The organism is Aquabacterium humicola (assembly GCF_030167915.1).
In the GTDB taxonomy this organism is placed as follows: domain Bacteria; phylum Pseudomonadota; class Gammaproteobacteria; order Burkholderiales; family Burkholderiaceae_C; genus Pseudaquabacterium; species Pseudaquabacterium humicola.
Genome location: NZ_JARGNB010000006.1, coordinates 99,031 through 120,259, shown reverse-complemented (window position 1 = coordinate 120,259; position 21,229 = coordinate 99,031). Strand labels below are relative to the sequence as shown.

The 21,229-nt window shown below is 67.8% G+C and carries 27 protein-coding genes and 1 tRNA gene; 9 read left to right on the top strand and 19 right to left on the bottom strand.

Translation table 11 applies throughout. The features are described 5' to 3' along the window. Nucleotides 1-51 precede the first annotated feature (51 nt). From P1K89_RS23750 to P1K89_RS23740, 3 genes are read left to right on the top strand one after another with little or no spacing between them, the layout of a single operon-like run. Nucleotides 52-996, top strand: a complete 945-nt coding sequence (locus P1K89_RS23750; RefSeq protein WP_284619012.1) for a LysR family transcriptional regulator ArgP — start codon at nucleotides 52-54, stop codon at nucleotides 994-996. Nucleotides 997-1,003: 7 nt separating this feature from the next. Next, complete coding sequence (pth, locus tag P1K89_RS23745; protein ID WP_284619011.1) at nucleotides 1,004-1,624, top strand: aminoacyl-tRNA hydrolase; 621 nt, start codon at nucleotides 1,004-1,006, stop codon at nucleotides 1,622-1,624. Further along, entirely contained in the window at nucleotides 1,621-2,025 is a 405-nt protein-coding gene (locus P1K89_RS23740; RefSeq protein ID WP_284619010.1) for a hypothetical protein, read from the top strand. Before pth ends, P1K89_RS23740 begins: the two co-directional genes overlap by 4 nt. Before the next feature lie 4 nt (nucleotides 2,026-2,029). Here P1K89_RS23740 and P1K89_RS23735 read toward each other — a convergent pair whose 3' ends face one another. The 15 genes from P1K89_RS23735 to P1K89_RS23665 all read right to left on the bottom strand — a co-directional run bounded on the left by P1K89_RS23735 (nucleotide 2,030) and on the right by P1K89_RS23665 (nucleotide 12,156). Then, nucleotides 2,030-2,317: a YfhL family 4Fe-4S dicluster ferredoxin gene (locus tag P1K89_RS23735; RefSeq protein WP_284619009.1), complete on the bottom strand. Its 288-nt coding sequence runs from the start codon at nucleotides 2,315-2,317 to the stop codon at nucleotides 2,030-2,032. 19 nt (nucleotides 2,318-2,336) lie between these two features. Further along, nucleotides 2,337-2,843, bottom strand: a complete 507-nt coding sequence (coaD, locus tag P1K89_RS23730; protein ID WP_439898029.1) for a pantetheine-phosphate adenylyltransferase — start codon at nucleotides 2,841-2,843, stop codon at nucleotides 2,337-2,339. Between the two features lie 5 nt (nucleotides 2,844-2,848). Continuing rightward, on the bottom strand, nucleotides 2,849-3,457 hold the full coding sequence (gene rsmD, locus P1K89_RS23725; protein WP_284619007.1) for a 16S rRNA (guanine(966)-N(2))-methyltransferase RsmD: 609 nt from the start codon (nucleotides 3,455-3,457) through the stop codon (nucleotides 2,849-2,851). Then, nucleotides 3,454-4,215, bottom strand: coding sequence for an imidazole glycerol phosphate synthase subunit HisF (gene hisF, locus P1K89_RS23720; protein ID WP_284619275.1), 762 nt, complete (start codon nucleotides 4,213-4,215; stop codon nucleotides 3,454-3,456). The genes rsmD and hisF overlap by 4 nt, the downstream gene beginning before the upstream one ends. Before the next feature lie 8 nt (nucleotides 4,216-4,223). Further along, the gene (gene hisA, locus P1K89_RS23715) at nucleotides 4,224-4,973 is read right to left on the bottom strand and encodes a 1-(5-phosphoribosyl)-5-[(5-phosphoribosylamino)methylideneamino]imidazole-4-carboxamide isomerase (RefSeq protein WP_284619006.1); all 750 of its coding nucleotides are present in this window, start codon (nucleotides 4,971-4,973) and stop codon (nucleotides 4,224-4,226) included. Nucleotides 4,974-4,991: 18 nt separating this feature from the next. Continuing rightward, nucleotides 4,992-5,654 carry an imidazole glycerol phosphate synthase subunit HisH gene (gene hisH, locus P1K89_RS23710; RefSeq protein WP_284619005.1) on the bottom strand — a complete coding sequence of 221 codons (663 nt, stop codon included), beginning with the start codon at nucleotides 5,652-5,654 and terminating at the stop codon, nucleotides 4,992-4,994. Further along, nucleotides 5,651-6,241 carry an imidazoleglycerol-phosphate dehydratase HisB gene (gene hisB / locus P1K89_RS23705; protein WP_284619004.1) on the bottom strand — a complete coding sequence of 197 codons (591 nt, stop codon included), beginning with the start codon at nucleotides 6,239-6,241 and terminating at the stop codon, nucleotides 5,651-5,653. Before hisB ends, hisH begins: the two co-directional genes overlap by 4 nt. 23 nt (nucleotides 6,242-6,264) lie before the next feature. Further along, complete coding sequence (gene hisC, locus P1K89_RS23700) at nucleotides 6,265-7,359, bottom strand: histidinol-phosphate transaminase (protein ID WP_284619002.1); 1,095 nt, start codon at nucleotides 7,357-7,359, stop codon at nucleotides 6,265-6,267. Continuing rightward, on the bottom strand, nucleotides 7,356-7,805 hold the full coding sequence (locus P1K89_RS23695; RefSeq protein ID WP_284619001.1) for a PIN domain-containing protein: 450 nt from the start codon (nucleotides 7,803-7,805) through the stop codon (nucleotides 7,356-7,358). The genes hisC and P1K89_RS23695 overlap by 4 nt, the downstream gene beginning before the upstream one ends. Continuing rightward, nucleotides 7,802-8,038, bottom strand: coding sequence for a CopG family transcriptional regulator (locus tag P1K89_RS23690; RefSeq protein WP_284619000.1), 237 nt, complete (start codon nucleotides 8,036-8,038; stop codon nucleotides 7,802-7,804). Before P1K89_RS23690 ends, P1K89_RS23695 begins: the two co-directional genes overlap by 4 nt. 51 nt (nucleotides 8,039-8,089) lie before the next feature. Further along, nucleotides 8,090-9,421 carry a histidinol dehydrogenase gene (hisD, locus tag P1K89_RS23685; protein WP_284618999.1) on the bottom strand — a complete coding sequence of 444 codons (1,332 nt, stop codon included), beginning with the start codon at nucleotides 9,419-9,421 and terminating at the stop codon, nucleotides 8,090-8,092. Beyond that, a complete protein-coding gene (hisG, locus tag P1K89_RS23680; RefSeq protein WP_284618998.1) occupies nucleotides 9,418-10,074 on the bottom strand; it encodes an ATP phosphoribosyltransferase in 657 nt (218 codons plus the stop codon). Before hisG ends, hisD begins: the two co-directional genes overlap by 4 nt. Before the next feature lie 102 nt (nucleotides 10,075-10,176). Next, nucleotides 10,177-10,455: a BolA family protein gene (locus P1K89_RS23675; protein ID WP_284618997.1), complete on the bottom strand. Its 279-nt coding sequence runs from the start codon at nucleotides 10,453-10,455 to the stop codon at nucleotides 10,177-10,179. Nucleotides 10,456-10,471: 16 nt separating this feature from the next. Then, the gene (locus tag P1K89_RS23670) at nucleotides 10,472-11,233 is read right to left on the bottom strand and encodes an ABC transporter permease (protein WP_284618996.1); all 762 of its coding nucleotides are present in this window, start codon (nucleotides 11,231-11,233) and stop codon (nucleotides 10,472-10,474) included. Further along, nucleotides 11,230-12,156, bottom strand: a complete 927-nt coding sequence (locus P1K89_RS23665; RefSeq protein ID WP_284618995.1) for an ABC transporter ATP-binding protein — start codon at nucleotides 12,154-12,156, stop codon at nucleotides 11,230-11,232. The genes P1K89_RS23670 and P1K89_RS23665 overlap by 4 nt, the downstream gene beginning before the upstream one ends. Before the next feature lie 234 nt (nucleotides 12,157-12,390). Between P1K89_RS23665 and P1K89_RS23660 the strand changes: the two genes are divergently transcribed. Both P1K89_RS23660 and P1K89_RS23655 read left to right on the top strand, forming a co-directional pair. Then, nucleotides 12,391-13,056, top strand: coding sequence for a TetR/AcrR family transcriptional regulator (locus P1K89_RS23660; protein WP_284618994.1), 666 nt, complete (start codon nucleotides 12,391-12,393; stop codon nucleotides 13,054-13,056). Between the two features lie 28 nt (nucleotides 13,057-13,084). Next, complete coding sequence (locus tag P1K89_RS23655; RefSeq protein WP_284618993.1) at nucleotides 13,085-13,858, top strand: tetratricopeptide repeat protein; 774 nt, start codon at nucleotides 13,085-13,087, stop codon at nucleotides 13,856-13,858. Nucleotides 13,859-13,892: 34 nt separating this feature from the next. On the opposite strand, the gene proB is transcribed toward P1K89_RS23655, so the two are convergent. The 4 genes from proB to rplU all read right to left on the bottom strand — a co-directional run bounded on the left by proB (nucleotide 13,893) and on the right by rplU (nucleotide 16,761). After that, nucleotides 13,893-15,011, bottom strand: a complete 1,119-nt coding sequence (proB, locus tag P1K89_RS23650; RefSeq protein ID WP_284618992.1) for a glutamate 5-kinase — start codon at nucleotides 15,009-15,011, stop codon at nucleotides 13,893-13,895. Then, on the bottom strand, nucleotides 15,004-16,077 hold the full coding sequence (cgtA, locus tag P1K89_RS23645; RefSeq protein WP_284618991.1) for an Obg family GTPase CgtA: 1,074 nt from the start codon (nucleotides 16,075-16,077) through the stop codon (nucleotides 15,004-15,006). Before cgtA ends, proB begins: the two co-directional genes overlap by 8 nt. An 82-nt stretch (nucleotides 16,078-16,159) precedes the next feature. Continuing rightward, entirely contained in the window at nucleotides 16,160-16,417 is a 258-nt protein-coding gene (rpmA, locus tag P1K89_RS23640; RefSeq protein WP_284618990.1) for a 50S ribosomal protein L27, read from the bottom strand. A gap of 32 nt (nucleotides 16,418-16,449) precedes the next feature. After that, nucleotides 16,450-16,761: a 50S ribosomal protein L21 gene (gene rplU / locus P1K89_RS23635; RefSeq protein ID WP_284618989.1), complete on the bottom strand. Its 312-nt coding sequence runs from the start codon at nucleotides 16,759-16,761 to the stop codon at nucleotides 16,450-16,452. Between the two features lie 218 nt (nucleotides 16,762-16,979). On the opposite strand from rplU, the gene ispB reads away from it, so the two are divergent. The 4 genes from ispB (at nucleotide 16,980) to P1K89_RS23615 (ending at nucleotide 21,201) form a co-directional block, all read left to right on the top strand. Further along, entirely contained in the window at nucleotides 16,980-17,921 is a 942-nt protein-coding gene (ispB, locus tag P1K89_RS23630; protein WP_284618988.1) for an octaprenyl diphosphate synthase, read from the top strand. A gap of 49 nt (nucleotides 17,922-17,970) precedes the next feature. Continuing rightward, nucleotides 17,971-18,047, top strand: a tRNA-Pro gene (locus P1K89_RS23625). Between the two features lie 165 nt (nucleotides 18,048-18,212). Next, nucleotides 18,213-19,928, top strand: coding sequence for a type IV-A pilus assembly ATPase PilB (pilB, locus tag P1K89_RS23620; RefSeq protein ID WP_284619274.1), 1,716 nt, complete (start codon nucleotides 18,213-18,215; stop codon nucleotides 19,926-19,928). A gap of 52 nt (nucleotides 19,929-19,980) precedes the next feature. Next, a complete protein-coding gene (locus P1K89_RS23615) occupies nucleotides 19,981-21,201 on the top strand; it encodes a type II secretion system F family protein (RefSeq protein WP_284618987.1) in 1,221 nt (406 codons plus the stop codon). Nucleotides 21,202-21,229 lie beyond the last annotated feature (28 nt).

Genomic DNA, 21,229 nt, shown 5'->3' with positions numbered 1-21,229 from the left:
CCGGCCGCACGAAGGTGCATCTGGATTTGTCCGATTACATTAGCTCCGCTGATGAATGCGTTCGATCCTGCCGCCTTGGAGTGCCTGGCCGCGCTGGCCGATGCCGGCAGCTTCGACCGTGCGGCGCAGCAGCTGTCGATCACGCAGTCGGCGGTGTCGCAGCGATTGCGGTCGCTGGAGACGGCGCTGGGCCGGCTGCTGGTCGTGCGCTCGCGGCCGCTGCGGCTGACCGAACCCGGCAAGGTCCTGCTGCGCTATGCACGCCAGATGCAGGCGATGCGCGCCGACCTGTCGCGCGAGCTCGGCGCCACCCTCGGCCAGGATGAGCGGCTGCCGATCGCCATCAATGCCGACAGCCTCGCCACCTGGGTGCTGCCGGCGCTCGATGCGGTGGCCCAGGCGGGCCTGCGGGACGGCTTCGGTCTCGAGCTGATCGTCGACGACCAGGACTTCACGCACGACTGGCTGCGCGAGGGCGCGGTGCTCGGCTGCGTCAGCACGGTGGCCGAGGCGCTGCGCGGCTGCAGCGCGGTGGCCCTGGGCACGATGCGCTACATCGCGGTCGCCAGCCCGTCGTTCTGCGAACGGCTGCTGCCGGAGGGCCTGAACCGCAGCAACTTCGCACGCGTGCCGTGGCTCGTCTTCAATCGCAAGGACGACATGCACGCGCTGTGGGTCTCCAAGGCCTTCGGCGTGCAGGGGCCGCGGTTGGTCGAACGTTTCGTGCCGTCGACCGAGGCCCATGTGCGCGCCGCCGAGATGGGCTGGGGCATCGGGGTGATGCCCGAGCAGATGGCGGCGCCGGCCCTGGCCGACGGCGCGCTGGTCGGCCTGTTCCCCGAGGTGTGGATCGACGTGCTGCTGCACTGGCACCAGTGGAAGCTGCGCACCGACGACTCGAGCGCCGAACCCGCGCTGCGCGCCGGCGCGCTGGACCGCATCGGCCACGCGTTGATCGACGGCGCGCGCGTGGCGCTCAAGCCCGCCCCGGGATAATCGAGGGATGATTCGATTGCTGGTGGGCCTGGGCAACCCGGGCCCGGAATACGAAGGCACGCGCCACAACGCCGGCTTCTGGTGGGTGGACGCCGCCGCGCGCGTGCTGAACGCACGCCTGTCGCACGACCGCGCGTACCACGGGCTCGTCGCCCGCGTGAACCGGCCCGAGGGCCCGGTGTGGCTGCTCCAGCCGCAGACCTACATGAACCTGTCGGGCAAGTCCGTCGGTGCGCTCGCGCGCTTCTTCAAGATCGACCCGAGCGAGATCCTGGTCGTGCACGACGAGCTCGACCTGCTGCCCGGCCAGATGAAGATCAAGCAGGGCGGCGGCGTCGCCGGGCACAACGGGCTGAAGGACATCCAGGCGCAGATGGGCAGCGCCGACTTCTGGCGGCTGCGCATCGGCATCGGGCATCCGGGCGTGCGATCGGAGGTCGCCAACTGGGTGCTGCGCAAGCCGGCGCCGGAGCATCGCGAGGCGATCGAGCAGTGCATCGCGCAGTCGATCGAGGCGCTGCCGCTGCTGCTGGACGGACCGATGGAACGGGCGATGATGAAGATCCATTCCAAGCCGCCGCGGCCGAAGCCGCCGCCGGCATCGCGCCCGGCGGAGGAGGCTTCATGAACAGGATGCGATCGATGATGCTTGTTGCGCTGACGCTGGCCGCCAGTGCGCTGCACGCCCAGCCGGCGACGACCGGCACCGTCTACCGCTGCGGGCCGGACGGCAAGCAGTATTCGGCGACGCCCTGCCCAGGCGGGAGCGCATTGCCCGACGATGCCCGCAGCGCTGAAGAGCGCCGCGCGGCCGAGGACGTCGCGGCGCGCGACCGCAAGCTGGCGGATCGGCTGGCGGCCGATCGCCGTGCGCGCGAGAAGGCCATCGTGCCGGCCGCAGCGGCCAACGTGGGCCCCGCCGCAGCGCAGGCGTCAGCGGGCGCCTCGGCGCCGAAGAAGACGCAGGGCAAGCCGAAGCCGAAGCAGCCGAAGCCCTCGAAACCGAAGGCGTCCGCGCCGCAGCGCTGATCCGTCAGTCGGTCGGGGTCGGCGGCACGGTGGCCGCGACTTCGGTGATGCCCATCAGCTGCCGGTACTTGCCCCACAGCTGGTCGCGGGTCTCGATGTGGGCCGGGTTCACCGGGATGCAGGCCACGGGACAGACCTGCACGCACTGCGGCTCGTCGAAGTGGCCGACGCACTCGGTGCACTTCTTCGGGTCGATCTCGTAGAACTCCTCGCCCATCGAGATCGCCTGGTTCGGGCATTCGGGTTCGCAGACGTCGCAGTTGATGCAGTCGTCGGTGATCATCAGGGCCATACCGCGGCCTCACTCCCTCTCAGGCTTCCGGCACGTGCGCCACGCGCTCCTTCAGCCGGTAAAGCACCGACGGTGCCACGAACTTCGAGACATCACCGCCCAAGGTGGCAATCTCGCGCACGAAGGTGCCGCTGACGAACTGGTACTGGTCCGACGGTGTCAGGAACAGCGTCTCGACCTCGGGCATCAGCTGGCGGTTCATGCCGGCCATCTGGAACTCGTACTCGAAGTCGCTGACCGCGCGCAGGCCGCGCACGACCACCTTGCCGTGATTCGCGACCACGAAGTCGCGCAGCAGCCCGCGGAAGGCGACGACCTCGACGTTCTTGTACGGCAGCGCGATCTCGGTGGCGATCTCCAGGCGCTCGGCGATGGTGAACATCGTGCGCTTGTGGTGGCCGGCGGCTACCGCGAGGATCAACTTGTCGAACAGCTGCGAGGCCCGCTTCATCAGGTCCTCGTGGCCCAGGGTCATCGGATCGAAAGTACCCGGATAGACGGCAATCAGCGGCTTCGGGTGCTCCACCACGTTCACTCCTGGTCGTCGGCTGGCTCGGCGGCAGTGTAGCTGCTGCGGCGCAGCAAGTGATAGAACACCGCGCCCGCACGGCCGTCGCGCCAGGCGGCGAAACCCTCAGGCAGCGGCTCCTGCAGCGGCGCGCCGCTCTCGACGTAGAGCCAGCCGTTCGGCGCGACCAGCGGTGCGGCGACCTTCAGCGCCGGTGGGAGCAGGCCGGCGTCGAACGGCGGATCGAGCAGCACGAGGTCGAAGCGGCCCGGCGCCTGGCTCGCCATCCACACCAGGGCGTCCGCCGGTTGCACCGTCAGCGCACCGGCGTTCAATCGTTGCTGGCTGGCCTTCAGGCTGCGCACCAGCTCGGCGTCGCGTTCGAGCAGCACCACCTGCGCTGCGCCACGCGACGCAGCCTCGAAGCCCAACGCACCGCTGCCGGCGAACGCATCGAGCACACGCCAACCGGCGAGGTCCTGGCCCAGCCAGTTGAACAAGGTTTCGCGCACGCGGTCGGGTGTGGGCCGCAGGCCCGGCCGGTCGGCGACCGGCAGCTTGCTGCGCTTCCACTGGCCGCCGATCAGGCGGACCTCGTGCGGCGGCGGACCGCCGCCGCGACGCGCCGTCACTGCCGCACCGGAATGCCGCGTGCGGCCATCAGCGCCTTGGCCTGGCCGACCGTGTATTCGCCGTAGTGGAAGATGCTCGCGGCCAGCACCGCGTCGGCGCCGCCTTGCTGCACGCCATCGGCCAGGTGCTCGAGGTTGCCGACACCGCCGGAGGCGATCACCGGCACCGGCACCGCGTCGCTGACCGCACGCGTCAGCGCGAGGTCGAAGCCGGCGCGGGTGCCGTCACGGTCCATGCTGGTCAGCAGGATCTCGCCGGCACCGGCCTCGGCCATCTGCCGCGCCCAGGCCACGGCATCGAGCCCGGTGTTGCGCCGGCCACCATGCGTGTAGACGTCCCAGCCGCCGCCATCGGCGCGCGCCTTGGCATCGATCGCGACGACGATGGCCTGCGCGCCGTACTTCGCCGACGCGTCGGCGATGACCTGCGGGTTGGCCACGGCGGCGGAGTTGAAGCTGACCTTGTCGGCGCCGGCATTGAGCAGCCGGCGCACGTCCTCGACGGTGCGCACGCCGCCGCCGACGGTCAGCGGGATGAAGACCTGCGACGCCACGGCTTCGATGATCGGCAGGATCAGGTCGCGGGCGTCGCTGGTGGCGGTGATGTCGAGGAAGGTCAGCTCGTCGGCGCCCTGCTCGTTGTAGCGCGCGGCGATCTCGACCGGATCGCCGGCATCGCGCAGCTCGACAAAGTTGACGCCCTTGACGACGCGCCCGCCAGTGACATCCAGGCAGGGAATGATGCGTTTGGCCAGCATCGCGGGCGTCACGACGCGGCCTGCAGCAGCGCGTCGGCGCGGGCCTGCGCGGCCGCGAAGTCGAGCGCGCCGGTGTAGATCGAGCGGCCGCAGATCACGCCGTCGATGCCTTCTTGCTGCACCGCGCACAGGCGCTCGATGTCCTCGAGGCCGGACAACCCGCCGGACGCGTACACCGGCATCGTCAATGCCCGCGCCAGCTTGACGGTCGCATCGATGTTGATGCCGGTCAGCATGCCGTCGCGTCCGATATCGGTGTAGATCACGCCCTCGACGCCGTAGTCCTGGAACTTCTGCGCCAGGTCGACCACTTCGTGGCCGGTCAGTTTGCTCCAGCCGTCGGTGGCGACCTTGCCGTCCTTCGCATCGAGGCCGACGATGATGTGGCCGCCGAAGGCGCTGCAGGCGTCCTTCAGGAAGCCCGGGTTCTTGACCGCTGCGGTGCCGATGATGATGAAGCTCAGGCCGTCGTCGAGGTAACGCTCGATGGTGTCGAGGTCGCGGATGCCGCCGCCGAGCTGCACCGGGATTTCATCCCCGACCTCGGCGAGGATGGCCTTGACCGCCGCTTCGTTGACCGGCTTGCCGGCGAAGGCGCCGTTCAGGTCGACCAGGTGCAGGCGCCGGGCACCGGCGTCCACCCATCGTCGGGCCATCGCCGCGGGGTCTTCCCCGAAGGTGGTGGAGGCATTCATGTCGCCTTGCTTCAGGCGCACGCACTTGCCGTCTTTGAGGTCGATTGCGGGGATCAACAACATGGAAAGGGAGCGACCGCTTCAGGGCCGCCAGGAGAGGAAGTTGCGGTACAGGGCGAGGCCCTGGTCGGCACTCTTCTCTGGGTGGAACTGGGTGGCAAAAATGTTATCCCGCGCCACGGCGCAGGTAAAGCGGCCGCCGTAGTCGGCCTCGCCGGCACTGTCGCGCGCATGCTTCGGCACCGTGTAGTAGCTGTGCACGAAGTAGAAGTAGCTGCCGTCGGGCACGCCGGCCCAGATCGGATGCGGGCTGCCGTCGTGCGCGGCCTGGAACACGCGGTTCCAGCCCATCTGCGGCACCTTGAAGCGGCTGCCGTCGGGCTGGCGCTGGCCTTCCAGGCGGAACCGGCGCACCTCGCCCGGCAGCAGGCCGAGGCCCGGCGTGTCCTGCTCCTCGCTGCGGTCCAGCAGCATCTGCATGCCGACGCACACGCCCATCAGCGGCTTGCGTTTCGCGGCGTCGAGCACCGCCTCCTTCAGCCCGGAGTCGTGCAGCTCGCGCATGCAGTCGCGCATCGCGCCCTGGCCGGGCAGCACGATGCGCTCGGCCGCGTAGACCTCGTCGGGGCGCTGGGTGACGACCACCTCGACATCACTGCCGAGGGCGACATGCTGCACCGCCTGCGATACCGAGCGCAGGTTGCCCATGCCGTAGTCGACGACGGCGACGAGACGTCGGCTCACAACGACCCCTTGGTCGACGGGATCACGCCGGCCGAGCGCGGATCGAGCGTCAGCGCCATGCGCAGCGCGCGGCCGAAGGCCTTGAATACCGTCTCGGCCTGGTGGTGCGCGTTGGCGCCCTTCAGGTTGTCGATGTGCAGCGTGACCAGCGCATGGTTCGCGAAGCCCTGGAAGAACTCGTAGGTCAGCTGGGTGTCGAACGCGCCGATCATGCCGGCGCGGAACGGGATGTCCATGTGCAGCCCGGGCCGGCCGGAGAAGTCGATCACCACGCGCGACAGCGCCTCGTCGAGCGGCACGTACGAGTGCCCGTAACGCGTGATGCCTTTCTTGTCGCCGACCGCCTGCGCGACCGCCAGCCCCAGCGTGATGCCGACGTCCTCGACGGTGTGGTGGCCGTCGATGTGCAGGTCACCCTGGGCCTCGATGTCGAGGTCGATGAGGCCGTGGCGCGCGACCTGGTCGAGCATGTGGTCGAAGAAGCCGATGCCGGTGGCCAGCTTCGACTGGCCGCTGCCGTCGAGGTTGAGTCGAACGCGGATCTGCGTTTCCTTGGTGTCGCGGCGGACGTCGGCGGTGCGGTCCATGATGGGGTGGTCGGTGGCGGGTTTCACATCGAGGCGCGCAGCGCAGCCATCATCGAGGCGTTCTCGTCGGGCGTGCCGATGGTCAGGCGCACACAGTTGATCAGCAGCGGGTGCATGCGGCCGAGGTTCTTGACCAGCACGCCGCGTTCCTTCATGCCGGCGAAGGCTTTCGCCGAGTCGGGCACGCGCGCGAGGATCATGTTGGCCTGGCTGGGGAACGGGTGCACGCCGGGCAGTTCGGCGAGCTCACGCAGCAGCCGTTCGCGCTCGCTGCGGATCGCCGCCGCCTGGCGGGCGTACTCGTCGACATGCTCGAGCGCAAACAGGCCCGCCTCGGCGTTCAGGACGCTGATGTTGAACGGCGGCCGCAGCTTGTCGATCTGCGCGATCAGCGGCGCACGGCCGATCAGGTAGCCGATGCGCACACCGGCCAAGCCGAACTTGCTCATCGTGCGCATCACCAGCACATGCGGCCAGCGCTGCAGCCGCGCCATCGAGTCACGCGCGGCGAAGGGCTGGTAGGCCTCGTCCATCACCACCAAGCCGCCGATGCGGCCCATCGCCTCGATCAGCCGGTCGATCACGCCGTCGTCCCACAGGTTCGCGGTCGGGTTGTTCGGGTACGAGAGGTACAGCAGCGTCGGCTTCTGCGTCTCGATGGCCGTCAGCATCGCGGCCTCGTCGAGCTCGAACGACGCCGTCAGCGGCACGCCGATGTAGCGGATGCCCTGCAGCGCAGCCGACATCGCATACATCACGAAGCTGGGCTCGGGCGCGAGCACCGCGGCGCCCGGCAGGTCGCAGGCCATCGCGAGCATCGTGATCAGTTCGTCGGAGCCGTTGCCCAGCGTCAACGCACAGCCTTCGGGCAGACGGGCATGCGCGGCCAGCGCGCGGCGCAGGTCGTCGGTGCGCTCGGCCGGGTAGCGGTTGATGGCGATGCGGCCCAGCCGCTCGCCCAGCGCCTGCTGCAGGTGCTCGGGCAGCCGGTACGGGTTCTCCATCGTGTCGAGCTTGACCATGCCGGCGCTCGGCTGCACCGCGTAGGCGTGCATGCCCTGGATGTCGCTGCGGATCGAGCGCGCCATGCTGGCTTCGAGGGAGACGGTGGTGTTCATGCGGCGGGGGCGTCGAGGACTTCGGGGCCCACGATGAAGGGGTTGAGGATGCGCACGCTGTCGATCAGCAGGTCGTGCTGCAGTTCTTCGGAGATCAGGCGCGTGCAGCCCTGCTGCTGCGCGGCGGCGACGATCAACGCGTCCCGGTAGCTCAGGCCGTAGCGACTCTCGATCGCCCACGCGGACTCGACGGTCGGGTGATCGGTCACCCACGGACGCCAGTTCTGGTAGCGCCGCACCTCGGCACGCGCATCGCCGGCGGAGACGGCGCTCGGAAACTTCCTGCGCGCACTGACATAGAACTCGCTGAGCACCTGGTTGCTCAGGCGCCCGCAACGGCGGTGCCAACATTCGGCCAGCCAGCGCCGCGCGGCGTCGCGCTTGACGAGGTCGCGGTCGTCGACGGCGTACAGCAGGACGTTCGTGTCGACAAAGACCTCGCTCATCCGCGTTGGCCCCGGGTGTAGGTCTCGGCCCGCGTCGGATAGCGGCCTTCCGAGGCGCCGAAGCTCTTGAACTCCAGCGCCTCGCGCATCGCGCGCTCGTAGGCGTCGTCGTGCCGCATCTTCTCGGCCAGCATCTCGCCGATCAGCCGCGAGACGCTCGTATTGCGGCGCGCCGCCTCGAGCCGGGCCCATTCGGCGACGCTGTCTTCCATCGTGACGGTGACGTTCCTCATTGTCGACACGAACTCAGTGTTGCACGATTCTCGTGTTCCACGAACTTCGTGTCAATCGCGTTCGATGCCGCGCTCGAGTCGCATCTCGGCCGCCCGTGCGTGCGCCTGCAGGCCTTCGCCGTAGGCCAGCTCGGCCGCGATCGGCCCCAGTTTGTGAGCGCCGGCTTCGCTGACTTCGATGAGGCTGCTTCGCTTCTGGAAGTCGTACACCCCCAGCGGTGAGCTGAAGCGCGCGGTGCCCGAGGTGGGCAGCACGTGGTTCGGCCCGGCGCAATAGTCACCCAGGCTCTCGCTGGTGAACGCGCCGAGGAAAATCGCGCCGGCATGGCGCAGCAGCGGCTCCCAGCGCCCGGGATCGCGCGAGCTGACCTCGAGGTGCTCCGGCGCGATGCGGTTGCTGATCTCGCAGGCCTCGGCCATCGAGCGCGTCAGGATCAGCGCGCCGCGGCCTTCGAGCGACGCGCGGATCACGTCGCGGCGCGGCATCGCCGGCAGCAGCTTGCCGATCGACTCGCGCACGGCGTCGATGTAGGCCGCGTCGGGGCACAGCAGGATGCTCTGTGCCAGCTCGTCGTGCTCGGCCTGGCTGAAGAGGTCCATCGCCACCCAGTCGGGCGGCGTGCTGCCGTCGGCGAGCACCAGGATCTCGCTCGGGCCGGCGATCATGTCGATGCCGACCTGCCCGAAGACCCGCCGCTTCGCGCTGGCGACATAGGCGTTGCCGGGGCCGGTGATCTTGTCGACGCGGGGCACGGTGTCCGTGCCGTAGGCCAGGGCCGCGACTGCCTGCGCGCCACCCACGGTGAAGGCCTGCGTGACGCCGGCGACATAGGCCGCCGCGAGCACCAGCGCATTGCGTTCGCCGCGCGGCGTCGGCACCACCATCACGATGTCGGCCACGCCGGCCACCTGCGCCGGCAGCGCGTTCATCAGCACCGACGACGGGTAGGCGGCCTTGCCGCCCGGCACGTAGATGCCGACGCGGTCCAGCGGCGTGACCTTCTGTCCGAGCAGCGTGCCATCCTCGTCGCGGTACTGCCAGCTGCGGCCGCAGGCCTCGAGCTGGCGTTCGTGGTAGCTGCGCACACGTTGCGCGGCGGCCTGCAGCGCGTCGCGCTGCGCCGGCGTGATGGCGTCGAAGGCCTGCTTCAGCTCGTCGCGCGACAACTGCAGCGCGGCCATCGAGGGCACCGGCAGCGCATCGAAGCGCGCGGTGTACTCCAGCACCGCGGCGTCGCCGCGGCGGCGCACGTCGTCGATGATCTCGCCGACGCGCTGCTCGATCGCCTTGTCGGTCTCGGCCGACCAGTGCTGCAGGCGGCGCAGCTGCTCGTCGAAGTCGGTGGCATCGCTGCGCAGCTGGCGGAGGGCAAGGTCGGTCATGGCACGGCCTTCGAGGTGGCCTGGGCGAAGGCGTCGATGACGCCGCGGATCGTCTCGCGCTTGAGCTTCAGCGCGGCCTGGTTGACGACGAGGCGGGAGCTGACCTCGAGGATGCGCTCGACCTCGACGAGGTGGTTCGCGCGCAGCGTGCTGCCGGTGGACACGAGGTCGACGATCGCCTCGGCCAGGCCGGTCAGCGGCGCCAGCTCCATCGAGCCGTACAGCTTGATCAGGTCGACGTGCACGCCCTTGTCGGCGAAGTGCTGACGCGCGATCTGGGTGTACTTGGTCGCGACACGGATGCGCGAACCCTGCTTGACCGCAGCGGCGTAGTCGAAGTCGGCGCGCGTCGCGACACTCATGCGGCAGCGCGCGATGCCCAGGTCCAGCGGCTGGTACAGGCCCGCGCCGCCGTGCTCGATCAGGATGTCGAGACCGGCGACGCCGAGGTCCGCGCCACCCTGCTCGACGTAGGTCGGCACGTCGCTTGCGCGCACCAGCACGACGCGCACGTCGGGCCGGCTGGTCGCTAGGATCAGCTTGCGGCTCTTCTCGGGGTCCTCGGCGACCTCGATGCCAGCGGCAGCGAGCAGCGGCAGGGTCTCTTCGAAGATGCGCCCCTTCGACAGGGCCAGCGTGATCGGGGCATTCATGGGTCTGCTCGCTTGTGCGGCACGCCGTGCTGAAGGCTGAGGCCGATGTCGTCGGGAAGGGACGCGTCGGCATCGTCCGCAGCGCTACGGGCCGCGGATGGATCAGTGGTGGGCGTGGGCCGGGGTGGCCGAGCTGCCGGGGTCGGCGGCCCACTCGGCGGGCGTGAGCGTCTTCATCGACAGCGCGTGGACCTGCTCGCGCATGCGCTCGCCGAGCGCGGCATACACGCGCTGGTGGCGCTTGATGCGGCTCAGCCCTTCGAACGCCGGTGAGACGATCGTCGCGAAGAAATGGCGCCCGTCGCCCTCGACTGCGAGATGCTCGCAATCGAGGCCCGCGGCGATGAAGCCACGCACGTCGTCGGCGGTCGGGTCGGCCATGATGCGGCGGATTATCTCACTGGCGCAGCTTGTAGCCGCTGGCCAGCAGCTTCAGCGCGACGCTCGACACCACGATGAAGCTGGTGCCGACGATGCCCAGGCTCAGCCACGGCGAAACATCGCTCGAGCCGAAGAAGCCGCGGCGGAAACCGTCGATCATGTAGAAGAACGGGTTCAGGTGGCTCACCGCCTGCCACACCGGCGGCAGCGACTTCACCGAATAGAACACGCCGGAGAGGAAGGTCATCGGCATGATGATGAAGTTCTGGAAAGCGGCCATCTGATCGAACTTCTCGGCCCACAGGCCGGCGATCAGGCCCAGCGAGCCCAGCATGCCGGCGCCCAGCGCCGCGAAGATCAGGATCCACCACGGCTCGGCATAGGCCGGCGGCGCGAACCACACCGTGACGAGGTAGACCCCGCAGCCCACCGCCAGCCCGCGCACCACCGACGCGCCGACATAGGCCACGAACCAGGCCCAGTGCGACAGCGGCGAGACCAGCAGGAAAACGAGGTTGCCGGTGATCTTGCTCTGGATCAGGCTCGACGAGCTGTTGGCGAACGCGTTCTGCAGCACGCTCATCATCACCAGGCCAGGGATCAGGAAGCTGGTATAGCCGACGCCTTCGAAGACCTGCACACGGTCCTCGAGCACATGGCCGAAGATCAGCAGGTACATCACCGCGGTCAGCACCGGCGCGGCGACGGTCTGGAAGGCCACCTTCCAGAAGCGCAGCACCTCCTTGTAGAACAGCGTGCGGGCGCCTTCGAGCCTCATGCCGAGGCCTCCGCCAGCGCACCGCCACCCTGCATGATCTCGAGGAACACGTCCTCCAGGTCGGCGCGGCCGATCTCGAGGTCCTCGATCGGCACCTGGGCCGAGCGCAGCGCTGCGAGCAGCTGCTCGACCTCGCCCGCGTCATGGGCCTTCAGCTGCACGATGCGTCCGGTGACCCGGGCTTGCGCCTGCAGCGCCGGCGGCAGCGCATGGTCGGTCTTGAAGCGCAGCATCGTGCTCGCGGTGCCGGCGAGCAGCTGCGCCGTGCGGTCCAGCGCGACGAGCCGGCCCTGCTTCAGCATGCCGATGCGGTGGCACAGGGCCTCGGCTTCCTCGAGGTAGTGCGTGGTCAGCAGCACCGTGTGGCCCTCGCGGTTCAGGCGCGCGATGAAGGCCCACAGCGTCTGCCGCAGCTCGACGTCGACACCGGCGGTCGGCTCGTCGAGCACGATCACCGGCGGCCGGTGCACCAGCGCCTGCGCGACCAGCACGCGACGCTTCATGCCGCCCGACAGCTGGCGCATGTTGTTGTTCGCCTTGTCGGCCAGGCCCAGGTTCTCCAGCAGCTCGTCGATCCACGCGTCGTTGTTCCGAACGCCGAAGTACCCGCTCTGGATGCGCAGCGCCTCGCGCACCGAGAAGAACGGGTCGAAGACCAACTCCTGCGGCACGATGCCGAGCGCCTTGCGCGCGGCCGCGTAGTCCTCGCGCACGTCGTGGCCCATCACGGTGACGCGGCCGGCCGTGGCCCGCGTCAAGCCGGCGAGGATGCTGATCAGCGTCGTCTTGCCGGCACCGTTGGGTCCGAGCAGGCCGAAGAACTCGCCCTGCTCGATGTCGAAGCTGACGCCGCTCAAGGCCTGGAAGCGGCCGCGCGGCCCGACGTAGGTCTTCGCGACCTCTTGGAAGCAGACGGCGGGCATCAGTGGGCGCTCGTCGTCAGGCCGGCGGGCGCCATGCCCTCGAAAGCACGCGCGACTGCAGTGGGCTGGGGGTCGATCATGGGCGCGCGATTGTAGGGAGAGCGCTCGGTCCCTGCTGGCGACCCCGTCTCCGGCGTTCGCCACGGCGCCTTGGGCCAGGTCGCCTGCCAGCATGGCCGACTTCGTGAGGCCGGCTTCTGGTGCTAGATTCCGGCGAGCCTTCGCAGCCGTCCCATGCAGCCCACGACCAAGAAGCCACGCCGAACGGCCGAACGCATCCTCGAGGTCACGCTCGATCTCTTCAATCGCTTCGGCGAGCCCAATGTCAGCACCACGCTGATCTCGGCGGAACTGGGCATCAGCCCGGGCAACCTGTACTACCACTACCCGGCGAAGGACGAGCTGATCAACGCGCTGTTCGACCGTTACGAACGCGCGCTGTCGGAACTGCTCAACGCGGCTGACAACGTCGGCAACGTCGAGGACGCGTGGCTCTTCTTCCACATGTTGTTCGAGCTGATCTGGCAGTACCGCTTCCTGTACCGCGACCTCAACGACCTGCTCAGCAAGAACCGCCGGCTGGAGACGCACTTCCAGTTCGTTCTGAAGAACAAGTCACGCGCCGTCGGCATCGTGCTGAACGGCCTGACGCGCGCGCACGCCGTGCGCATCGACGCGCGCGAAGCCGATGCGGTCGCGAACGCGATGGTCGTCGTGCTGACCTACTGGTTGAGCTACGAGTACGTGCGCGATCCGCGCAAGGCGCTCGAACCCGACAGCGCTGGCGCCGCGCTCGCGCGTGGCGCCTACCACGTGCTGAGCCTGCTGATGCCCTACCTGGACCAGCAGAGCCGCGAGCACCTGTTCCGCCTCGCCGGTGCGTACCGCAACGGCGACTGACCCCTTCCCTGACGACGAGGAGACACGCATGGCCAAGTGGACCGCCTTTCCCTACGACAACGGCGCGTACACCTACGACGCCGCGACGCTGAAGAAGCAGTGGGCACGCCTGCACGCCGGCGACGCCGAACCGCTGCCGAAGGACGACAAGGTGCTCGCTGCATGGGCGCTGTTCCATGCCGGCGAGTTTCAGAAGGCCTACGACGCCGGCATGAAGGCGGGCGGCGCCGGCATCACCGTCGCCAACAAGGCGCAGGCCATCTACGCGAACTACCTCGAGAAGAGCGAGAAGACCAAGCTCGCGATGTTCCAGGAAGTGGCCGAGCGCGCCGAGGCGCAGGCTGCGGAGGACCCGAAGAACGCCAACGCGCATTACTGGATGGCGTACGCGCTGGGTCGCTACAGCCAGGGCATCAGCGTCGCGAAGGCGCTCGCCCAGGGCCTCGGGGGCAAGGTCAAGACGGCGCTCGAGACGACCATCAAGCTCGCGCCCAAGCATGCCGACGCGCACATCGCGCTGGGCGCGTTCCACGCCGAGGTGATCGACAAGGTCGGCAAGCTGCTGGGCAAGACGCAGGGCGCCGACACCTCGACCGGCCTGAAGATGTACCAGCAGGCGCTGAAGCTCAACCCGGGCTCGGCCATCGCCATGGTCGAGTACGCCAACGGCCTCGTGATGCTCGAAGGCGACAAGCGCATGAAGGAGGCCGAGAAGCTCTACGCCGATGCCGCGGCCGTCGAGCCGGCCGATGCGATGGAGTGCCTCGACGTCGAGATGGCGAAGGCCGAGCTCGAGGACTGATCGGGCCGCGCGGCGAGCCCGCAGCTTTCACGCGCTAGGACAGCACCAGGTTGTCGCGGTGGATCAGCTCGGGTTCGTTGGCGAACCCGAGCAGCCCGGCGATCTGCGACGACGGCTTGCGGGCGATCAGCCGAGCCTCGGCCGACGAGTAGTTCGCCAGGCCACGCGCGATCTCCACGCCCGCCGCGGTGCGTACGGCAATCACGTCGCCGCGATGGAAGTCGCCTTCGATGCCGGTCACGCCGATCGGCAGCAGACTCTTGCCTTCGTCGCGCAGTTTCACCACCGCGCCGTCGTCGACCAGCACTGCGCCGCGCAGCTGCAGGTGATCGGCCATCCACTGCTTGCGCGCGGCGCGTTTGCCCGTGCCGGCGATCAGCGCGGTGCCGATCGCCTCGCCAGCGGCCAGGCGCAGCAACACATCCTGCTCGCGGCCCCAGGCGATGATGGTCGACGCCCCGCTGCGCGCCGCGCGCTTGGCGGCCAGGATCTTGGTGATCATGCCGCCCTTGCCGATCGAGGACCCCGCGCCGCCGGCCATGCGTTCGAGCGCCGGGTCGCCCGCGGTGGCCTCGTCGATGAACCGAGCCTGCGGATCGCGCCGAGGATCGGCCGAGTACAGCCCGCGCTGGTCGGTCAGGATCACGAGCGCGTCGGCTTCGACGAGGTTCGCGACCAGCGCGCCCAGGGTGTCGTTGTCGCCGACCTTGATCTCGTCGTTGACGACGGTGTCGTTCTCGTTGATGACCGGGATCACCTGCAGGCCGAGCAGCGTCAGCAGCGTCGATCGTGCATTCAGGTAGCGCTCGCGGTCGGCCAGGTCGGCATGCGTCAGCAGCACCTGCGCGCTGCCGATGCCGTGCTGCGACAGCTGGGTCTCGTACATCTGCGCGAGTCCCATCTGGCCGACGGCGGCGGCGGCCTGCAGCTCGTGCAGCTCGGTCGGCCTCGTCGTCCAGCCCAGGCGCTTCATGCCCTCGGCGATCGCGCCGCTGGACACCATGATCACCTCGCGGCCTTCGCGCGCGAGCGCGGCCAGCTGCCGGCACCAGTTGCCGATGGCGGCCGCGTCGATGCCGCGCCCTTCGTTCGTGACCAGACTGGAGCCGACCTTGATGACGATGCGGCGAGCCTGCTTCAGGACATCAGGCATCGGCACCCCCGACGGAGGCCTCGAAACGAGGATCAACGTCCGGCGGCGCCTTCTCCACGTGCGCGGCGACGTGTTCGTAGATCGACTGGACGAGCGGATCGAGGCCGTTGCGGGCCAGCGCCGAGATCTGGAAGACCGGGCCCTTCCAGCGCAGGCGCTTGACGAAGTCCTTCACGCGCGCCTCGCGTTCCTCGGCCGGCACCATGTCGAGCTTGTTCAAGACCAGCCAGCGCGGTTTCTCGTACAGCGATTCGTCGTACTTGCGCAGCTCCTTGACGATGGCCTTGGCCTGGGCGACTGGATCGACGGCCTCGTCGAAGGGCGCCAGGTCGACGATGTGCAGGAGCAGCCGCGTGCGCTGCAGGTGCCGCAGGAACTGGTGGCCGAGGCCAGCGCCTTCGGACGCCCCCTCGATCAGACCCGGAATGTCGGCGACGACGAAGCTGCGCTCGGGGCCGGCGCGCACGACGCCCAGGTTCGGGTGCAGCGTCGTGAAGGGATAGTCGGCGATCTTCGGTCGCGCGTTGGAGATCGCCGCGATCAGCGTCGACTTGCCGGCGTTGGGCATGCCCAGGAGGCCGACGTCCGCGAGCACGCGCAGTTCGAGCTTCAACTTCTTCTGCTCGCCGGGCCAGCCCGGCGTCTTCTGCCGCGGCGCCCGGTTGGTGCTCGTCTTGTAGTGCATGTTGCCGAAACCGCCGTCGCCACCCTTGGCGAGCAGCACGAGCTCGTCCGGCGCGAGCAGCTCGGCGAGCACCTCACCGGTCTCGGCATCCTTGATGATCGTGCCGACGGGCATGCGCAGCACGATGTCGTCGGCCGCGGCGCCGAATTGGTCCGAACCGCGCCCGGGCTCGCCGTTGCGCGCCTCGTGGCGGCGCGCATAGCGGTAGTCGATCAGCGTGTTCAGGTTGCGGTCGCCGATGGCGTACACGCTGCCGCCGCGCCCGCCATCACCCCCGTTCGGACCGCCGAAGGGAATGAACTTCTCGCGCCGGAAGCTCACGCAGCCGGCGCCGCCGTTGCCGGCCGCGATATCGATGGTGGCTTCGTCGACGAATTTCATGGTGTCAGTGTCGCGGAGCGCGACCCGGAAAAGAAAAAAAGCCCCGGCAGGCCGGGGCTTCGTTGGCCTGTGCGACGCTGCGTCAGACCGGGGTGATGTTGACCGTCTGCCGGTTCAACGCACCCTTCGTGGCGAAGGACACTTGGCCGTCGACGAGCGCGAACAGCGTGTGGTCCTTGCCCATGCCGACGTTGTCGCCGGCATGGAAGCGCGTGCCGCGCTGGCGCACGATGATCGAGCCGGCCGGGACGACCTGGCCACCGAAGGCCTTGACGCCGAGCATCTTGGGTTGCGAGTCGCGGCCGTTGCGGGTGGAACCGCCGCCTTTTTTCTGTGCCATGGTTCAGAACTCCTGCGGATTCGGCGTGTCGATCAGGCGCTCACGGCGCTGATCTGAAGCTCGGTGTAGGTCTGGCGATGGCCGCCGTGCCGTTGGTAGTGCTTGCGACGGCGCATCTTGAAGATGCGAACCTTGTCGTGCTTGCCGTGCGACACCACCGTGGCTTTCACGCTGGCGCCGGCCACCAAGGGAGTCCCGACCGTCAGATCCGCGCCGTTGCCGACTGCCAGAACCTGGTCGATGGTGATCTCTTGGCCCACGTCCGCAGCAATCTGTTCTACCTTGATCTTTTCGCCGGCTGCAACCTTGTATTGCTTGCCGCCGGTTTTTATGACCGCGTACATAAGTGCCTCTTTGCGATAAACTGAAAAAGCACCTCCGCCCCGGGCGGGACGAAGGAACCTTAAAGTATAGCACTGCCGCCGCGGTCGTCGGTTCGCCGCCTTCGGCGCGACCGCTCCGTCGGGCTTGGCTGCGGCGCTCCCTATAATTTCCGGCTGACTTCCGCCCCTACGCGCCCGTGACCGAACGCCCTTCCCTCGCCCCGGCCACCAGTGATCCGATGGCCGCCGAGATGCGGCAGGTCGACGACGTGATCCGCCGGCGCCTGCAGTCGGAAGTGGTGCTGATCAACCAGATCGCGCATTACATCGTCAGTGCGGGCGGCAAGCGCATCCGGCCGCGCCTCGTACTGCTGTTCGCATCCGCGTTCGGTTTCACCGGGGATGAACGCTTCGAGCTCGCGGCAACCGTCGAGTTCATCCACACCGCGACGCTACTGCACGACGACGTGGTCGACGAATCGTCATTGCGCCGGGGCCGACAGACCGCCAACGCGCTGTTCGGCAATGCTGCGAGCGTGCTGGTGGGCGACTTCCTCTACTCGCGCGCGTTCCAGATGATGGTCGGCGTCGAGCGCATGCGCGTGCTCGAAGTCCTCGCCGATGCCACCAACGTCATCGCCGAAGGCGAGGTCCTGCAGCTGATGAACATGCATGACGCCGATCTGTCGGTCGACGACTACCTGCGTGTGATCCGCTACAAGACCGCCAAGCTGTTCGAAGCGAGCGCGCAGCTCGGCGCGGTGCTGGCGAATGCGGATCGCGCACTCGAGACGGCCTGTGCCGACTATGGTCGTGCACTCGGCACGGCCTTCCAGCTCATCGACGACCTGCTCGACTACGAGGGTGACACGCAGGCCCTCGGCAAGAACGTCGGTGACGATCTTCGCGAGGGCAAGCCGACGCTGCCGCTGCTGATCGCGATGGAGCGCGGCACGCCCGCCGAACGCCAGACGATCCGTCACGCGATCGAACACGGCGAGAGCGAACGCCTCGGCGAAATCATCTCGATCGTGCGACACACCGGGGCCCTGGAAGTGACGCGCGACGCCGCCCGCAGCGAGGCCGACAAGGCCCGCAAGGCAATTTGTGTGTTGCCCGCAACGCCGGCTCGCGAAGCTCTGCTAGAATTATGTGTTCGGTCGGTGGAGAGATCTTCTTGACCTGAAATCAGCGGCCCGCAGGCACTTGTCTGCCGAGATCGGGCCTCATCGGGGTGTAGCTTAGCCTGGTAGAGCGCTACGTTCGGGACGTAGAGGCCGGAGGTTCGAATCCTCTCACCCCGACCAGGACATCATGAAACGGCCTGTGCATTGCACAGGCCGTTTTCGTTCGGCAGGCGGCATCGCGTGAAGTCGGTCCGAAACCGCTGGCTTCTTCGGTTTACAGTGCGCAAGGGATCGGTGATCATGGTCTGATCGCCTCATTGCTTGCTTCGTGAAGAGCCTTCCTGCGTGGACACACTTGTCGACAGCCCCCAGTCCAGCCTTTCCGGCGCGGCCCGGGTACTTGTCAACGCCGGCAAGCTGAGCAGCAAGGCCGCCGAGGAACTCTCGAAGACCGCGCACGACCGCAAGATCGGCTTCGTCGCGGCCGTCATTGCTTCCGGCGCGATCTCCGCGTCGGATCTGGCGCACACGCTGTCCGGGGCCCTGGCGGTGCCGCTGGTCGACCTCAACGCGGTCGACGTCGAGAAGCTGCCCAAGGCCATTGTCGACAACAAGCTGACCCAGCAATACCAGATCGTTCCGCTCGCGCGCCGAGGCAGCCGACTGTTCATCGGCGGCGCTGACCCGACCGATCAGGAGGCCAGCGAACGCATCAAGTTCGCGACGCAGCTGTCGCCCGAATGGGTGATCGTCGAATACGACAAGCTGGCCCGCATGCTGGAGTCGCAGGGCACCAGCGCCGCCGAGGCCCTGGAGAGCATCGCCGGCAGCGATTTCGAGTTCGATGTCACCGAAGAAGACACCGCGCCGGAGTCGGCCGAAGTCGCCACCGATGTCGAGGATGCGCCCGTCGTGCGCTTCCTCCAGAAGATGTTGATCGACGCGATCAACATGCGCGCATCGGATCTTCACTTCGAGCCCTACGAGAGCCACTACCGCGTGCGTTTCCGCGTCGACGGCGAACTGCGCGAGATCACGCAGCCGCCGATCGCGATCAAGGAAAAGCTAGCCTCGCGCATCAAGGTCATCAGCCGCCTGGATATCGCCGAAAAGCGCGTGCCCCAGGACGGCCGCATGAAGCTCAAGTTCGGCAGCAAGGCGATCGACTTCCGGATCTCGACGCTGCCGACGCTGTTCGGTGAAAAGATCGTCATCCGGATCCTCGACCCGTCCAGCGCCCGGCTCGGCATCGAAGCCCTCGGCTACGAGAAGATCGAGAAGGACCGGCTGATGGCCGCGATCGTGCGGCCCTACGGCATGGTGCTGGTGACCGGCCCGACCGGCTCGGGCAAGACGGTATCGCTGTACACCTGCCTGAACATCCTGAACCAGCCGGGCGTGAACATCTCGACCGTGGAGGATCCGGCGGAAATCAACCTGCCCGGCATCAACCAGGTCAACGTGAACGACAAGGCCGGGCTGACCTTCGCGGCGGCCCTGAAGTCCTTCCTCCGGCAGGACCCGGACATCATCATGGTCGGCGAAATCCGCGACCTGGAGACGGCCGACATCGCGATCAAGGCCGCGCAGACCGGCCACATGGTGATGTCCACGCTGCACACCAACGACGCCCCCACGACGTTGACCCGGCTGCTCAACATGGGCGTCGCGCCGTTCAACGTGGCGTCGAGCGTGATCCTCATCACGGCGCAGCGCCTCGCGAGGCGGCTGTGCGAGAACTGCAAGCAGCTGGCCGACTACCCGCGTGAGGCGATGCTGCGGGCCGGCTACCAGCCAGAGGATCTCGACGGCAGCTGGAGACCGTACCGCGCGGTCGGCTGTTCGGCCTGCAATGCCGGCTACAAGGGCCGCGTCGGCATCTACCAGGTGATGCCGATTTCCGAGGCCCAGCAGCGCATCATCCTGTCCGAAGGCACCGCGATGGACATCGCCGCGCAGGCCCGCAAGGACGGAGTCCGCGACCTTCGCCAGTCAGGTCTGGTCAAGGTCCGCCTGGGCGTGACCACGCTGGAAGAGGTGATCGCGGTCACCAACGAATGACGGTCCGACGGGCAAAGATCCGTCGCAGCAACACGAAAGAGTCGGAGCAACCATGGCGACTGCAGCGGCCGCGAAGAGCATCAAGGAAATGGTGTTCGAGTGGGAAGGACGGGACAAGAACGGCAAGATCGTGCGCGGCGAGGTGCGTGCCGGCGGCGAGGCGGCGGTCAGTGCCAGCCTGCGCCGACAAGGCATCCTGCTGACGAAGCTGAAGAAGCGCCGCACCAGCGGCGGCCGCTCGATCAAGCAGAAGGACATCGCTGTCTTCACGCGCCAGCTCGCGACGATGATGAAGGCCGGCGTGCCGCTGCTCCAGTCGTTCGACATCGTCGCGCGCGGCGCGACGAACCCGAAACTGACGCGCCTGCTGAACGACATCCGGACCGATGTCGAGACGGGCACCAGCCTGTCGGCAGCATTCCGCCGGCATCCGATGTATTTCGACGCGCTGTACTGCAATCTGGTGGAGGCCGGCGAAGCGGGCGGCATCCTGGAAGCGCTGCTCGACCGCCTGGCGATCTACCAGGAAAAGATCATGGCTCTGAAGAGCAAGATCAAGTCGGCGCTGATGTACCCGATCTCGGTGATCGTGGTCGCCTTCATCGTGCTGACGGTGATCATGATCAAGGTGATCCCGGCGTTCAAGGACGTTTTCAAGTCGTTCGGCGCCGACCTGCCGGCGCCGACGCTGGCGGTGATCGCGATGTCCGAGTTCTTCGTGTCCTACTGGTACATCATCTTCGGCGTGATGATCGGTGGCGGCTACATGTTCTTCCAGACCTGGAAGCGCTCCGAGAAGATGCAGATGTTCATGGATCGTCTGCTGCTGAAGATCCCGGTCTTCGGATCGCTGATCAACAAGTCGGTGCTGGCGCGGTGGACCCGCACGCTGTCGACGATGTTCGCCGCCGGCGTGCCGCTCGTGGAGGCGCTCGACTCCGTCGGCGGCGCCTCGGGCAATGCCGTGTTCGTCGAGGCCACGCAGCAGATCCAGCGCGATGTCTCGACCGGCTCGGCGCTGACGACCGCGATGCAGACGACCGGCGTGTTCCCCACGATGGTGCTGCAGATGACGTCCATCGGGGAGGAAGCAGGCTCGCTCGACCACATGCTCGCCAAGGCCGCCGAGTTCTACGAGGAAGAAGTCGACGACATGGTGAAGGGCCTGTCGAGCCTGATGGAACCGTTCATCATCGTCATCCTCGGCGTGATGATCGGCGGCATCGTGATCTCGATGTACCTGCCCATCTTCAAGCTCGGCGCCGTCGTCTAGTCGCGCATGCTGGCAGGAATCTGGGACG

Coding starts and splice junctions, on each gene's coding strand:
- P1K89_RS23670 (WP_284618996.1), bottom strand. CDS start 11,233: ATGAGGCTCGAAGGCGCCCGCACGCTGTTCTACAAGGAGGTGCTGCGC.
- P1K89_RS23675 (WP_284618997.1), bottom strand. CDS start 10,455: ATGGCCGACCCGACCGCCGACGACGTGCGTGGCTTCATCGCCGCGGGC.
- P1K89_RS23665 (WP_284618995.1), bottom strand. CDS start 12,156: ATGCCCGCCGTCTGCTTCCAAGAGGTCGCGAAGACCTACGTCGGGCCG.
- rpmA (WP_284618990.1), bottom strand. CDS start 16,417: ATGGCACAGAAAAAAGGCGGCGGTTCCACCCGCAACGGCCGCGACTCG.
- hisC (WP_284619002.1), bottom strand. CDS start 7,359: ATGAACACCACCGTCTCCCTCGAAGCCAGCATGGCGCGCTCGATCCGC.
- ispB (WP_284618988.1), top strand. CDS start 16,980: ATGGCCGCCGAGATGCGGCAGGTCGACGACGTGATCCGCCGGCGCCTG.
- hisF (WP_284619275.1), bottom strand. CDS start 4,215: ATGCTGGCCAAACGCATCATTCCCTGCCTGGATGTCACTGGCGGGCGC.
- proB (WP_284618992.1), bottom strand. CDS start 15,011: ATGCCTGATGTCCTGAAGCAGGCTCGCCGCATCGTCATCAAGGTCGGC.
- P1K89_RS23695 (WP_284619001.1), bottom strand. CDS start 7,805: ATGAGCGAGGTCTTTGTCGACACGAACGTCCTGCTGTACGCCGTCGAC.
- pth (WP_284619011.1), top strand. CDS start 1,004: ATGATTCGATTGCTGGTGGGCCTGGGCAACCCGGGCCCGGAATACGAA.
- P1K89_RS23750 (WP_284619012.1), top strand. CDS start 52: ATGAATGCGTTCGATCCTGCCGCCTTGGAGTGCCTGGCCGCGCTGGCC.
- hisD (WP_284618999.1), bottom strand. CDS start 9,421: ATGACCGACCTTGCCCTCCGCCAGCTGCGCAGCGATGCCACCGACTTC.
- cgtA (WP_284618991.1), bottom strand. CDS start 16,077: ATGAAATTCGTCGACGAAGCCACCATCGATATCGCGGCCGGCAACGGC.
- hisA (WP_284619006.1), bottom strand. CDS start 4,973: ATGTTGTTGATCCCCGCAATCGACCTCAAAGACGGCAAGTGCGTGCGC.
- P1K89_RS23655 (WP_284618993.1), top strand. CDS start 13,085: ATGGCCAAGTGGACCGCCTTTCCCTACGACAACGGCGCGTACACCTAC.
- P1K89_RS23690 (WP_284619000.1), bottom strand. CDS start 8,038: ATGAGGAACGTCACCGTCACGATGGAAGACAGCGTCGCCGAATGGGCC.
- hisG (WP_284618998.1), bottom strand. CDS start 10,074: ATGAATGCCCCGATCACGCTGGCCCTGTCGAAGGGGCGCATCTTCGAA.
- hisB (WP_284619004.1), bottom strand. CDS start 6,241: ATGGACCGCACCGCCGACGTCCGCCGCGACACCAAGGAAACGCAGATC.
- P1K89_RS23735 (WP_284619009.1), bottom strand. CDS start 2,317: ATGGCCCTGATGATCACCGACGACTGCATCAACTGCGACGTCTGCGAA.
- P1K89_RS23660 (WP_284618994.1), top strand. CDS start 12,391: ATGCAGCCCACGACCAAGAAGCCACGCCGAACGGCCGAACGCATCCTC.
- P1K89_RS23740 (WP_284619010.1), top strand. CDS start 1,621: ATGAACAGGATGCGATCGATGATGCTTGTTGCGCTGACGCTGGCCGCC.
- P1K89_RS23615 (WP_284618987.1), top strand. CDS start 19,981: ATGGCGACTGCAGCGGCCGCGAAGAGCATCAAGGAAATGGTGTTCGAG.
- rplU (WP_284618989.1), bottom strand. CDS start 16,761: ATGTACGCGGTCATAAAAACCGGCGGCAAGCAATACAAGGTTGCAGCC.